Source organism: Streptomyces montanisoli (assembly GCF_017813245.1).
Taxonomy (GTDB): Bacteria; Actinomycetota; Actinomycetes; order Streptomycetales; family Streptomycetaceae; genus Streptomyces; species Streptomyces montanisoli.
Genome location: NZ_JAGIQL010000166.1, coordinates 1 through 13,251 on the forward strand (window position 1 = coordinate 1; position 13,251 = coordinate 13,251).

The window sequence follows — 13,251 nt, forward strand, 5'->3', positions numbered from 1 at the left end:
GGCCGCGGCCCGAGGGCGGCGGGCCGCCCCGGCGGCGCCGTGCTGCCGCTCGGCGTGCCCGCCGCCGGCACCCTGCCCGGCACGCTCGAACTCCAGCGCTCACTGCGCCCGCTGCAGCGCTACCGGCCCGCCACGGCGCCCGTCGAGAACATCCTGGACGAGACGGCGACGGCCGAGCTGTCGGCCCGCGCGGGCGGGCTGATCATGCCGGTCCACCGGGCCTCAGGCCGCCCCGAGGTGGACCTCCAGCTCGTGATGGACGTGTCGTCCTCGATGCGCGTGTGGCAGCGCCTCGTCGCCGAACTCGAAGAGATATTCAGCCATTTGGGCGCCTTCCGCCACGTCGCGGTGCGGTACCTGCACGAGGGCCAGGACGGCGAGCCCGCCGTCTCCGGCACCCTCGACCCGCGCGCGTCGGCGCTCGGCCCCACCGACCGCCTCGCCGACCCCACGGGCAGCAGGATCACGGTCCTCGTCAGCGACTGCGCCGGCCCCCTCTGGTACAGCGGCCAGGCGCACCGCCTCCTGTACCGGCTGTCAGGGCAGGGCCCGGTCGCCGTGCTCCAGCCGCTGCCCCAGCGACTGTGGTCCCGCACGGGCCTGCCCGTCACGTACGGCGTGCTCGCGCGCGGCGAGGGTGCGGGATCCGCGGCGCTGCATCTGGTCGGCGGGAACCCGCCGGCGCGCGCCGAGGGCGCCGTGGCCATCCCCGTCCTGCCGCCCGTGCCCGCGGCGCTCGCCGCCTGGGCCGGGCTGCTGTCGGGCGGCGGCGCGGGGCACACCGACGGCGCGGTCGGCTGGGTGCGCCCCGACCAGAGCGCCACGCCACCGCCGCGCGTCGGACGGCCGCTGCACGCGGCGCAGGTGGTCCGCAGGTTCCGCTCCGCCGCGTCCCGGGACGCGGGCCGGCTCGCCGGATACCTGGCGGCGGCCCCGCTGTACATGCCCGTGATGCAGCTCGTGCAGCGGACGATGCTGCCCGACTCGGGCCCGGCCGAGCTGGCGGAGGTGCTGCTCGGCGGGCTCCTGCGGCTCGACAAGCAGGCCCCGTCGGACGGCGGCCCCTGGTACGTGTTCGAGCCCGGCGTCCAGGACGAGCTGCTCGCGCCGCTCACCCGCGAGGAGGCCATGCTCGTCCTGAAGCACTGCTCCGAGTACATCGAGCGGCACTTCGGCAAGGGCAGCTGGAACTTCCCCGCCGTCGCGGCCGCACAGCTCGACAGCGGGCGCTCAGGCACCGACTGGCCGCTGCCGCGGTCCGGCTACGGCGCCGGGCTGCCGCGAGTGGACGGCGAGGACGCGGACGCCGCGCGGGCGCGCCGCGCCGTATCGGCGGTGCCGCACCCGTTCGCCGAGGTCGCGGCGCACGTGCTCGAGCAGTTCATGCCGCTGCCCGACCGCTTCGTCCCTGAGCCGGGCGAGGGGCCCACGGCGCCCGACGCGGTCAACTCCGCGTGGGGCCTGGTCAGGGACTACGAGGCGGACGGCATGGTGCAGCACCTCGTCGACGCGGTCCAGCTGCTGCGCCGTGCGCTGCAGGCGGACACGGAGGGCGGCCAGGACCGCACCGCCGTGCGCACCGGGCTGGCGTCCTGCCTGCTGCGGCTGTGGGAGGTGCAGGGCGGCGCCGGGCTGCTCAAGGAGGCCGAGCAGGCGGCGCGGTCGGCCATCGACCGCTCCGGCGGCGCACACGGGCGCGCGGTCCTCGCCGGGATCCTGCACGCGGCGGCGGACGACCGGATCAGGCGCGGCGACGCGAGCGGCGCCCTCGCCCTGCTCCAGCGCGCCGACCGCGAGTACAGCTTCGCCTGCGCGGCGCCCGGCATGGCACCGGCCGACGCGCTGCGGCTGACGCTCGAACGGGTACGGGCGCTGGAGACCGAGTGGCGCCTCGGCCACGACAGCGCCCTGCTGCAGAGCGCCGTCGGCATGCTGGAGGCGTTCTCCGACAGCTGGCCCGACCAGCGCGACCGCCCGGCGTCCCTGCCGCTCGCACTCGGCCGCACCCTGCTGCGCCTCTCGGGCGCCACGGAGGACGCCGAGCAGGCGCAGCTGTACGCGAAGCAGGCGGCGCGCTCGCTGCGCGCCGCGCTCGGCGCGCAGGACGGCGCCGCGCAGACGGGCGGCACGCAGGCGGCCACCGTGCTCGACCTCGCGGACGCCCTGCTGGCGTCGGGCGACGGCCTCGACGACGGTCTCGCCCTCGTCGGCGGCGCCCTCGGCATCGTCCGCGACGAGCGGCTGAGCGCGCGGCTCAGGCTCAGGGAGGGCCGCATCAGGGTCGCCAGGTACGAGAGCGGCGCGGGCACCGCGGCGTCGGGCGACGTCGCGGAACTCCAGGAGGCGATCCGGGCGTTCGAGCTCGCGGCCCGCGGCATCCCGCGCGACACCCCGGCCCACGCCGGCGTGCTGGCGGAGTGGGGCAGCGCCCTGCTCGGGCGCGCCACCCTGCCGGACGGGCCAGGACACGTGTACGCGGCGGTGCAGGTCCTGCGCGACTGCCGGGCAGAGACGGCGCCGGACGATCCGCGCCTGGCGGACCGCCTGCTGATGCTGGGACAGGCGCTGATGATCCGGCACAGGATCGCGGAGGACCGCGTGGACCTGCGGGAGGCCGAGCACCTGTTCGGCCTGGCCGCCCGCGAGGCCCGCGACCCGCTCACCCGTGCCGGGTGCCGGCTCGAACTGGGCGAGGCGCGCTTCGTCGCCCACCGCGTGCTGCACCGGCCGACCCGCCTCGACGAGGCAGCCGAGGCGTTCAGGGACGCGGCGGAGGCGGCGCGCGCGGCCGAGGCCGAGGCAGGCGACGGGACGCCGGCCCGCGCCGCCAGGTCGCGGGAGGCCGTCGCCCTCCAGGCGCGCGCGCACCACGGGCGCGGCAGGACGTACGAGGAGGCGCGGCGGCCCCGTGCGGCGCGCGAGGCGTACCGCGCCGCGAGCGAGCAGTGGCGCAAACTCCCCGAAGGCGGCGGAGAGGAGGCGCGCAGGACGCTGGACCGTCTGGCGGAGCTGGAGAGTTGAGCGTTCAATGGTGGAGATAGTTGGTTGCGAACGACTGTGAACGACTCCGAACGACCACAACTGGCTACTTGCTGAACGGTTTTGATCGCCTGCCTGCGAGTGAGGCGGGACGGCCACGGGGAGAGACGATGACGGAACCGCTGAGCCACGCAGCCCGCGCCACGAGCGACGACGCGGCGGACGGCCAAGGGCCGCCCCGGGCGGCCGGGCGCGAGGACGCCCCCGCCGCGGACGCGCTGCCCGACCTCTCCGAGATCGACCTGGAGACCCTGCGCACGCTCGACCACCCCGTACTCACCGAGATGGTCGCCGAACTGCGCGAGCGCGCCGAGCGCCCACGCGAGATGCTCTGGGGCTTCACCAGCTCCCCGTTCTGACCGCGCGCCGCCGGGCGGGCCCGGCATGTGCCGGCGGCACGGGCAGCCCGGCCGGGACGCCGGACAGCCGTACGATTTCGGTCCCGGCTGCTCATGAACCGGACAACATCGCCGACCACCGGTTCGGGCACCCGCGCGGCAGACATATCCCGTGTCGTAGGTATCCGCACCGAAGTGGCCAGGCCGCCCGCGCCGCTGCGCGGGCCGCACAGCATCGGGGGTTCTTCGTGCCCAGCAGGGTGACGCCGGAGGACACCGGCACGCCCGTTCCCTTCGCCCAGTTCATCGTGAAGGCGCACGGCAGGTGCAACCTCGCCTGCCGCTACTGCTACCTGTACGAGGGCCCCGACGCGTCCTGGCGCGCCCGCCCGGCCCGTGCGGGCGACGCCGTGCTCGACCGCACCGCGTCCCGGATCGCCGAGCACGCGCGCGCCCACGCCCTGCCCGCCGTCGCGCTCGTCCTGCACGGCGGCGAACCGCTGCTCGCAGGGGCCGGCCGGCTCGCCGCGTTCACCGGCCTGGTGCGCGAGCGGGTGCCGGCCGCATGCCAGGTACAGGCGAGCGTCCAGACCAACGCCACCCTCCTCGACGCCCGCAGGATCGACACGCTCGCCCGGCACGGGCTGCGCGTCGGCGTCAGCCTCGACGGCGGCCTGCCCGCGCACAACGCGCTGCGCGTCGACCACGCCGGGCGCCCCTCGTGGGCCGCGGCCGAGCGCGGGGTGCGGCTGCTCGCGCGGCGCGCGCCCGCCGCGTACGCGGGCGTCCTGACCGTCGTCGACCCGCGCACCGACCCCGTCGAGGTGTACGAATCGCTGCTGGCGCTCGAACCGCCCGCGCTCGACCTGCTGCTGCCGCACGGCAACTGGACCGCACCGCCGCCGGGACTGTCGCCCGGCGACCCGGACACCGCCGGCCCGCGCACCGCCGGCCCGGACACCGCGCCGGGCCGCCCGCGCCCCACCCCGTACGGCGACTGGCTGTGCGCCGTCTTCGACCGCTGGTTCGACGCGGGGCGGCGCGAGGTGCGCGTCCGGTTGTTCGAGGAGTGCCTCGGCCTGCTGCTCGGCTTCCCCGGCGCCACCGAGTCGCTCGGCCTCGACCCGCTGAACTCGGTCGTCGTGGAGACCGACGGCTCGATCGAGCAGGTCGACTCGGTGAAGTCCGCGTACGACGGCGCCGCCGCGACCGGCCTCGACGTGTTCCGCCACAGCTTCGACGAGGCGCTGCGCCACCCGGCCATCGCCGCCCGGCAGGCGGGAGCGGCCGCGCTTGCCCCCGCCTGCCTCGCCTGCCCGCTCGTCACCGTGTGCGGCGGCGGCCACTACGCCCACCGCTACCGGGCAGGCGCGGGCTTCGGCCACCCGTCCGTCTACTGCGCCGACCTCGAACGGCTGATCCGGCACACCGCGGCGCGGCTCGCGGCAGCTGCCGTGGGGAGCGGCACGTGAAGTCCACCCTGAGCACCGCCGAGCGCATGCCGCCCGCCGCTCCTGGCGCGCCCCCGTTCCCCGCGCGGCTGCTGCGCGAACTGGGCCGCACCGAGGGCGGCCGCGACGCCATCGGCCTGCTCGTGCGCGACCAGCAGGCACGCCGGCTCGTACGCCTCAGAGCCGTGCTCGACGCGGCGGCCGCCGCCCCCGCCGCAGTCTGCCCGCCGGCCGCCCTCGACCGGCTGCGAGAGCACTGGGCGCTGCTCGAAGCGGCCGAGCGCGCCGACAAGGCCGCCGTGCGCGGCGTCCTGCTGCACCCGCTCACCGGACCCTGGGCGCAGCGCTGCCTGTACGGCCTCACCACGTCCGGGCTCGCAACGTCCGGCGCCCACGCCTCCGGGCCCACCGCCAAGCCCGAACACGCCCAGGACCTCGACCACTTCGGCGCGCTCGCCGCCGCCGCCGCGACCCGCGCGGGACTGCCGTTCGCCACGCGCCTGACCGCGCACGGCGACCTGCTCGTCCTGCCCACGCTCGGCGCGCTGCGCACCCACCCGGGCGCCAGGGTCGAGCTGGTCTCGGACGGTGAAGGACTGACACTGCGCCAGGGCCCCGCGACCCCCACCGTCACCGTGCGCACGGCAGACGGCCGCGCACGCTCCGACGCGCCCCGCTGGCTGCCACTGACCACCCTGCCGGGCCTGCTGCCGGGCGCGCCGCCCGTGCTCCTCGACGACCTCGACCCGTACCGCACCGCGGGCAGTGGCCTCGAACGGCACGGCCTCGGCGCCGTCACCCGCCTCGACGCGGCCGCGCGCGCCGCCTGGGCCGCATCGTGGGCCGGCACGGAGGCCGTCCTGAGCGTCGGCGGGGCGCACCGCACCACGGAGGCCGCGCTCCTGCTGCGCTGCCTCGTTCCGCTCGCCCGCCCGCCCGGCACCGGGCCCACGGGGGAGACCACGTCCCACTGCAGCGGCACGCGCCGCGAGGCGTTCGGCGCGGTGCTGTGCAGCCGGCCGTCCACCCCCGCCTACTTCGCGGCCACGCTCGTCCACGAGCTGCAGCACACCAAGCTGTCCGCGCTCAGCGCCGCCGTCCGGTTGCACGACGAGGGCCCGGCCGAGGCGTACTTCGCGCCCTGGCGCACCGATCCGCGCCCCTTCGACGGCCTGCTCCAGGGCGCCTACTCGCACCTGGCGCTCGCCGACTACTGGCAGCGCTACGCCCTCGCCGCGCGCTCCACCACGGGACGCGACCCGGCCTGGGCGGAGCACGCGCGCTGCGCCGAGCAGGTGGCGGCCGTCCTGCCGGTGCTCGACGCGTCCCGCGCGCTCACGCCGGAGGGCCGCGTCCTCGTCGACGAGATGACCGCAATGTACGGCCGCCTGGCGGATGCCCCGCCACCGGCAGGCCACGCGGCGCGCGCCCGCGCCTACGTCTCCACCGCGCGGGCCATCTGGCGCCGGCGCCACCACGGCGGCGGGGGAAGGGAACAGGCGCGCCGCGACGCGCGGGGCGCCACCGGGGGGCGACCGGACGCATGAACCTTCCGGTGTGTCCGCGCCCCACCGCACGGCGTGGCCCCTTCATGCACCCTCCGGCGCCGTCGAGCCCAACCGGCCTGGTGGGCGATACAGGGCGGGCTCGCGACGCCCTGCGGTCCGCCTCCGGCGTTGTCGTCAGTCGCCGACGCTCCGCGTCGACTCCCTCCTCCGCCTTGGATGCGAAGCCGCAGGACGCCGCTCGCTGATCCACCCTCTATCGCCCACCAGGCCGTAAGCTCGACGGTATGTCAGGTGTGCCCAACACGACGCGGGGAGACGGTTGAATGCCCGGAGCACGCAAGAGGGTTGCAGAGTCCGGGCCGCAGACCGTGACGATCAGTTTCGCCGGGTACAACCGCGTGTGGGCGGCCTGGATAGGGGATCGTCTCGAGCGCCGCGGGCACGCCGTCGTCTACCAGCGGTGGGACCCCCAGGAGGGCACACCGCTCGCCGACTCGCTGCGTGCCCTGACGCTCGCGCCGGGACCCGTGCTGATCATCCTGTCCACCTGGTACTTCCAGCTCGGCCCCCGCACCCAGGCCGAGTGGCACACCGCGCTGACCGAGGTGGTGGCCCCGGAGCCGGGCCGCTTCGCCGCCGTCTCCGTCACCACCGACGCGCTGCCGCCCGCGACCGCCGTCTTCGCCGCCGCCGACCTCACCACCGTCGGCGAGCAGGAGGCCGAGCGCCGCGTGCTGGCCAGGCTCGGCATGCCGACCGACCCGACGCCCGCCACCGCGGGCGCACGCAAGGGACCGCGGTTCCCCAACGACCCGTCGGACGTGTGGGGCGGCGTCCCCCGCCGCAACACCCGCTTCACCGGCCGGGAGGGGCTGCTGAACGACGCGTACCACGCGCTCAAGAGCGCCGAGGAGAGCGCCAGGGTCGTGACCCTGCACGGCATGTCGGGCGTCGGCAAGACCCAGCTCGCCGCCGAGTACGTCTACCGATTCGGCGCCGAGTACGACGTGGTGTGGTGGGTCGCGGCCGACAAGCGGGCCGTCTGCCGCCAGCGCCTCGCCCAACTCGCCCCGGAACTCGGCCTGTCGACGGGCGTCGACTACGGCGAGCGGCTGCGCGCCACCCGGATCGCCCTGCGCAAGGGCGAACCCTACGGGCGGTGGCTGATCGTGTTCGACGGCGCCGACGACCCCGAGGAGATCTGGGACCTCGTCCCCGAGGGCCCGGGAGACGTGCTGATCACGGCACGCAACCCCGACTGGGCGCAGCACAACAGCCTCCTCCTCGAAGTGCCCGCCTACGATCGCGACGAGTCCGTCTCCTTCGTCCTGCGCCGCGCGCCCCGGCTGACCGCGCGCGAGGCCGACCGCCTCGCCGAGGCGCTCGAAGACCTCCCGCTGCTGCTCGACCAGACGGCGGGCTGGCTCAACGACTCCGACATGACCGTCGACGAGTACATCGCGCTCCTGGAGCAGGAAGGCATCGACGAGGACGTCGTACGGGTCTCCCGCGACTTCCCGACGCCCTTCCGCACCAGCTGGTCGATACTGCTGAACAGGCTCAGGGAGACCGTCCCCGAGGCCGTCACCCTGCTGCGCCTGTGCGCGTTCTTCGCGCCCGGAGCCATCCCCGTGCGCCTGGTGCGCGACCTGCCCGTCGACGAGCTGCCCGAGTCCCTGCGCGGGCTCGTCGGCAACTCGGTGAGCTGGGCGGCCGCCATCAACAAGCTCCGCCAGTACGCCGTGGTGCGCGCCGCGGGCGTCGGCGACCGCGAGATCCACGAGACCATGCCGGAGGGCCTCGGCGCCGTGCCGGGCGACACCCTCTACATGCACCGGCTCGTGCACCAGATCATCCGGCAGGACATGCCGCGGGAGGAGCACGAGGAGCTGAACGAGGTCGTGAGGCGTGCCCTCGCGACCGCCGACCCAGGCCAGCCCACGGACTCGCGGATGTGGCCGGAGTACGCGGAGATCGTGCCGCACCTGAAATGGGCGGACGTCCTGCAGACCACCAGCCCCGCCATGCACACCCTGGTGCTCAACTGCCTTCAGTACATGTACTACTCGGGCGAGTACACGCCGGGCATCACCCTCAGCACCCGTGCGATGGACGCGTGGAAGGCGCAGCTCGGCGACACCCACCCGCGCATCTGGGACCTCACCCACAACTACGCCAACCTGCTGCGCGCGGTGGGGGACTACGCCCACTGCGAGGCGATCGAGCGCACCGCCGTCGACTACCTCAGGGAGAACCACGGGGCCAGCGACCTCACCCACCTGAGGGCCGCCGGCAGCCTCGCGGCCGACCTGCGCGGCCTCGGCCGCTACGACGAGGCCCTGACGATCTCGTACTGGGTACTCGACGCCTACCTGGACCTGCTCGGCGAGCAGGACGCCCGCACGCTGAACGCGCAGAACAACGCGGCCGTCTCGCTGCGGCTGCTCGGGCGCTACCAGGACGCCCTCGACCTGGACATGAAGACCCTCATCGCGCGACGGCGCCTGCTGAAGCCCCGTCACCGCTGGTCGCTCTTCTCCGAGATCCACGTCTCCACCGACCAGCGCCTGCTCGGCCGCTACAACGAGGCGGAGTCGCTCCAGGCGCAGAGCGTCCGGGTGCACCGGTTCGTCCTCGGCTCCGACAACCCGCAGACGCTGAACGCCGAACACAGCCTCGCCCTGGCCCTCTACCGCATCGGACGGCGAAGGGAAGCGGCCGAACTGTTCACCGGCGTACTCGAACGCAGCGAGCGCGTGCTCGGCGAGGGCCACCCCGACACCCTGCGGTTCGCGGCCGCGCAGAGCTGCTTCGCCCGCGAGCACGGCGACATCGACCAGGCCAGGGAGATAAGCGAACGGGTGGTGGACGGCTACACGCTGCTGCTCGGCACCGCCCACCCGTTCGCGGTGGGCACCCGGTCCAACCAGGCGCTGATCATGCGGGCCGTCGGCGAGCGCGACCAGGCACACGAACTGGCCGAGCAGGCGCTCACCGGGATGCGCGCCGCCGTCGGCGACGACCATCCGTGGACGCTGGGCTGCGCGCTCAACGCGTCCGAGATGCGCAGCCTGCGGGGCGAGACCGAGTCGGCGGCCCGGCTCAACGCGGACACGGCGTCCCGCGCGACCGAGGCGCTGGGCCGCACGCATCCGCTGACGCTGTCGGCGCGTGTCGCGGCCGCCGCGGACCTGCGCACCCTCGGCGACCGCCAGGCGGCGGACAAGACGGAGGCCGAGGCGCTTGAGGACCTGTCCTCGACGCTGGGACCCCAGCACCCGCACACGATGGCGGCACGGTCGAGGACCCGCCCCTACTGGGACTTCGAGCCCCAGATCATCTGAGCCGGAACGGAGAAGGGCCCGGCCCCCGCGAAACTTTCGCGGGGGCCGGGCCCTTGCCGTCTCAGATGCGTTACGCGTCAAAGACGTCGTGGACGAGCTGCTCCTGCTCCTGCTCGTGGCGCTTCTTCGAGCCCACCGCCGGCGACGACGAGTGCGGGCGCGAGATGCGGCGCAGCCGCTCGTCGTGCGGGAGGTCCGCGCCGACGCCCAGGTCCAGGTGGTCGATCAGGTTCAGCGCGACGAACGGCCAGGCACCCTGGTTCGCCGGCTCCTCCTGCGCCCACAGGTACTTCTCCGCGTTCGGGAACTTCGCGATCTCGGCCTGCAGCTCCGCACCCGGCAGCGGGTACAGCCGCTCAAGGCGGATGATCGCGGTGTCCGTCACGCCGCGCTTCCTGCGCTCGGCGTCGAAGTCGTAGAAGACCTTGCCCGCGGTGAAGACCACCTTGCGCACCGCGTTCGGGTCCACGCTGTCGTCGCCGATCACCGGGCGGAAGCCGCCGTTGGTGAACTCCTCGGCCTTCGACTGCGCGGCCTTGAGCCGCAGCATCGACTTCGGGGTGAAGACGATCAGCGGCTTGTGGTGCGGGTTGTGCACCTGCCAGCGCAGCAGGTGGAAGTAGTTCGACGGCAGCGTCGGCACGGCGACCGTCATGTTGTTCTGCGCGCACAGCGCGAGGAACCGCTCGATGCGGGCCGACGAGTGGTCGGGGCCCTGGCCCTCGTAGCCGTGCGGCAGCAGCAGCGTGACGCCGGACGTCTGGCCCCACTTCTGCTCGGCGGCCGAGATGTACTCGTCGACGATCGACTGCGCGCCGTTGACGAAGTCGCCGAACTGCGCCTCCCACATCACCAGCGCGTCCGGCCGGGCCAGCGAGTAGCCGTACTCGAAGCCCATCGCCGCGTACTCGCTCAGCAGCGAGTCGTAGACGTTGTAGCGGCCCTGCTCCTCCGTCAGGTACTGCAGCGGCGTGTACTCCTCGCCCGACTGCTGGTCGACGAGGACCGCGTGGCGCTGGCCGAACGTGCCGCGGCGGGTGTCCTGGCCCGCGAGGCGGACCGGGGTGCCCTCCATCAGCAGCGAGCCGATGGCCAGCGTCTCGCCCGTGCCCCAGTCGATCGTGCCCTCGTCGACGGACGAGGCGCGGCGCTGCAGCTGCGGCATCAGCCGCGGGTGGACGTGGATGTTGTCCGGGATGTTGACCTGCGACTCGGCGATCCGCTTCACGGCCTCCTGGGAGACCGCGGTGCGCACCGTCACGGGGAACTCGGCCTGCGCGCCCGGCACGACCGCCTCGGGAGGCTGCGAGGTGGCCTCGCGGACCTCCGCGAACACCTTCTCCAGCTGCCCCTGGAAGTCCTGGAGCGCCTGCTCGGCCTCCTCCAGCGTGATGTCGCCCCTGCCGATCAGCGACTCGGTGTACAGCTTGCGCACCGAGCGCTTGTTGTCGATCAGGTTGTACATCTGCGGGTTCGTGAACTGCGGGTTGTCGCCCTCGTTGTGGCCGCGGCGGCGGTAGCAGATCATGTCGATGACGACGTCCTTGTTGAACGCCTGGCGGAACTCGAAGGCCAGCCGCGCGACGCGGACCACGGCCTCCGGGTCGTCGCCGTTCACGTGGATGATCGGCGCCTCGATCATGCGGGCCACGTCCGTCGCGTACATCGACGAGCGGGACGCCTCCGGGGCGGCGGTGAAGCCGACCTGGTTGTTGATGACGATGTGCACGGTGCCGCCGGTGCGGTAGCCGCGCAGCTGCGACATGTTCAGCGTCTCCGCGACGACACCCTGGCCGGCGAAGGCCGCGTCGCCGTGCAGCGCGACCGGCAGGACCGTGAAGTCCGTGCCCGCCTTGTTGATGATGTCCTGCTTGGCACGGGCGATGCCCTCGATGACCGGGTCGACCGTCTCCAGGTGGGACGGGTTCGCCGCGAGCGACACCTTGATCTGCTCGCCGTCGAGCCCGGTGAACGTGCCCTCGGCGCCCAGGTGGTACTTCACGTCGCCCGAGCCGTGCATCGACTTCGGGTCGAGGTTGCCCTCGAACTCGCGGAAGATCTGCGCGTACGACTTGCCGACGATGTTCGCCAGCACGTTGAGCCTGCCGCGGTGCGCCATGCCGATGACGACCTCGTCGAGGCGCGACTCGGCCGCCGCGTCGAGGACCGCGTCGAGCAGCGGGATGACGGACTCGCCGCCCTCGAGCGAGAAGCGCTTCTGGCCGACGTACTTCGTCTGAAGGAACGTCTCGAACGCCTCGGCCGCGTTGAGGCGGCGCAGGATGCGCAGCTGCTCCTCGCGCTCCGGGTTGGAGTGCGGGCGCTCCACGCGGTCCTGGATCCACTTGCGCTGCTTCGGGTCCTGGATGTGCATGTACTCGATGCCGATGGTGCGGCAGTACGAGTCGCGCAGGACGCCCAGGATGTCGCGCAGCGTCATCGTCGACTTGCCGGCGAAGCCGCCGACCGCGAAGTCGCGCTCCAGGTCCCACAGGGTGAGGCCGTGCTCCGTGACGTCCAGGTCGGGGTGCTTGCGCTGGCGGTACTCCAGCGGGTCCGTGTCGGCCATGACGTGGCCGCGCACCCGGTAGGAGTGGATCAGCTCGAAGACGCGGGCCGCCTTCGTGACGTCGTCGTCGTGGGACGCGTCGATGTCCTTCAGCCAGCGGACCGGCTCGTACGGGATCCGGAGCGACTCGAAGATCTCGTCGTAGAAGCCGTCCTCGCCGAGCAGCAGCCGGCTGATGATCCGCAGGAACTCGCCGGAGGCGGCGCCCTGGATGACCCGGTGGTCGTACGTCGAGGTCAGCGTCATGACCTTGGAGACGCCCAACTGGTTCAGGGTGTCCTGGGACGTGCCCTGGAACTCCGCCGGGTACTCCATCGCGCCGACGCCCAGGATCACGCTCTGTCCTGGCATCAGGCGGGGCACCGAGTGGACCGTGCCGATGCCGCCGGGGTTCGTCAGCGAGACCGTGACGCCGGAGAAGTCGTCCATCGTCAGCTTGCCGTTGCGTGCGCGCCTGACGATGTCCTCGTACGCCTGCCAGAACTCGAAGAAGCCCAGCGTCTCGGCCTTCTTGATGCCCGCGACGACGAGCTGCCGGTCACCGTTCGGCTTCACCAGGTCGATCGCGAGACCCAGGTTGACGTGCTCGGGCTTGACCAGCGTCGGCTTCCCGTCCTTCTCGGCGAAGGAGTGGTTCATCGACGGCATGGCCTTGATGGCCTGCACCATCGCGTACCCGATGAGGTGCGTGAAGGAGATCTTCCCGCCGCGGGCGCGCTTGAGGTGGTTGTTGATGACGATGCGGTTGTCGAACAGCAGCTTCACCGGCACCGCGCGCACGGACGTGGCCGTGGGCAGTTCGAGGGAGGCCGCCATGTTCTTCGCGACGGCCGCGGACGGGCCGCGCAGCGTCACGTACTCGGGTCCTGCCTCGGGCTCCGCGGCGGGCGCGGCCTTGGCGGCCGCGGGCTTCTTCGCCGCGGCGGCCTTCTGCGCCGGCGCGGCCGGGGCCTGCTCGGGCGCGGCGCGAGGTCGGTACAGCACACGGCTGATCTCTTGACT

At 73.6% G+C, this 13,251-nt stretch carries 6 protein-coding genes; 5 read left to right on the top strand and 1 reads right to left on the bottom strand.

Translation table 11 applies throughout. The features are described from left to right. The 5 genes from JFN87_RS27580 to fxsT form a co-directional block, all read left to right on the top strand. The coding region (locus JFN87_RS27580) for an SAV_2336 N-terminal domain-related protein (RefSeq protein ID WP_209344256.1) at window positions 1-3,021 on the top strand (3,021 nt) is incomplete at its 5' end. Between the two features lie 128 nt (window positions 3,022-3,149). Next, on the top strand, window positions 3,150-3,398 hold the full coding sequence (gene fxsA, locus JFN87_RS27585; RefSeq protein WP_209344258.1) for an FxSxx-COOH cyclophane-containing RiPP peptide: 249 nt from the start codon (window positions 3,150-3,152) through the stop codon (window positions 3,396-3,398). Between the two features lie 227 nt (window positions 3,399-3,625). Next, window positions 3,626-4,849, top strand: coding sequence for an FxsB family cyclophane-forming radical SAM/SPASM peptide maturase (locus tag JFN87_RS27590; RefSeq protein WP_307865610.1), 1,224 nt, complete (start codon window positions 3,626-3,628; stop codon window positions 4,847-4,849). 26 nt (window positions 4,850-4,875) lie between these two features. Then, window positions 4,876-6,375, top strand: coding sequence for an aKG-HExxH-type peptide beta-hydroxylase (locus JFN87_RS27595; RefSeq protein WP_209344267.1), 1,500 nt, complete (start codon window positions 4,876-4,878; stop codon window positions 6,373-6,375). Window positions 6,376-6,659: 284 nt separating this feature from the next. Then, a complete protein-coding gene (fxsT, locus tag JFN87_RS27600; protein ID WP_209344260.1) occupies window positions 6,660-9,680 on the top strand; it encodes an FxSxx-COOH system tetratricopeptide repeat protein in 3,021 nt (1,006 codons plus the stop codon). A 70-nt stretch (window positions 9,681-9,750) separates the two neighbouring features. Here fxsT and JFN87_RS27605 read toward each other — a convergent pair whose 3' ends face one another. Beyond that, entirely contained in the window at window positions 9,751-13,233 is a 3,483-nt protein-coding gene (locus tag JFN87_RS27605; protein ID WP_307865611.1) for a multifunctional oxoglutarate decarboxylase/oxoglutarate dehydrogenase thiamine pyrophosphate-binding subunit/dihydrolipoyllysine-residue succinyltransferase subunit, read from the bottom strand. Window positions 13,234-13,251: the final 18 nt, after the last annotated feature.

Excerpts from the sequence above, each read along its gene's own strand:
- JFN87_RS27595 (WP_209344267.1), top strand. The coding sequence starts at position 4,876 with ATGCCGCCCGCCGCTCCTGGCGCGCCCCCGTTCCCCGCGCGGCTGCTG.
- fxsA (WP_209344258.1), top strand. The coding sequence starts at position 3,150 with ATGACGGAACCGCTGAGCCACGCAGCCCGCGCCACGAGCGACGACGCG.
- fxsT (WP_209344260.1), top strand. The coding sequence starts at position 6,660 with ATGCCCGGAGCACGCAAGAGGGTTGCAGAGTCCGGGCCGCAGACCGTG.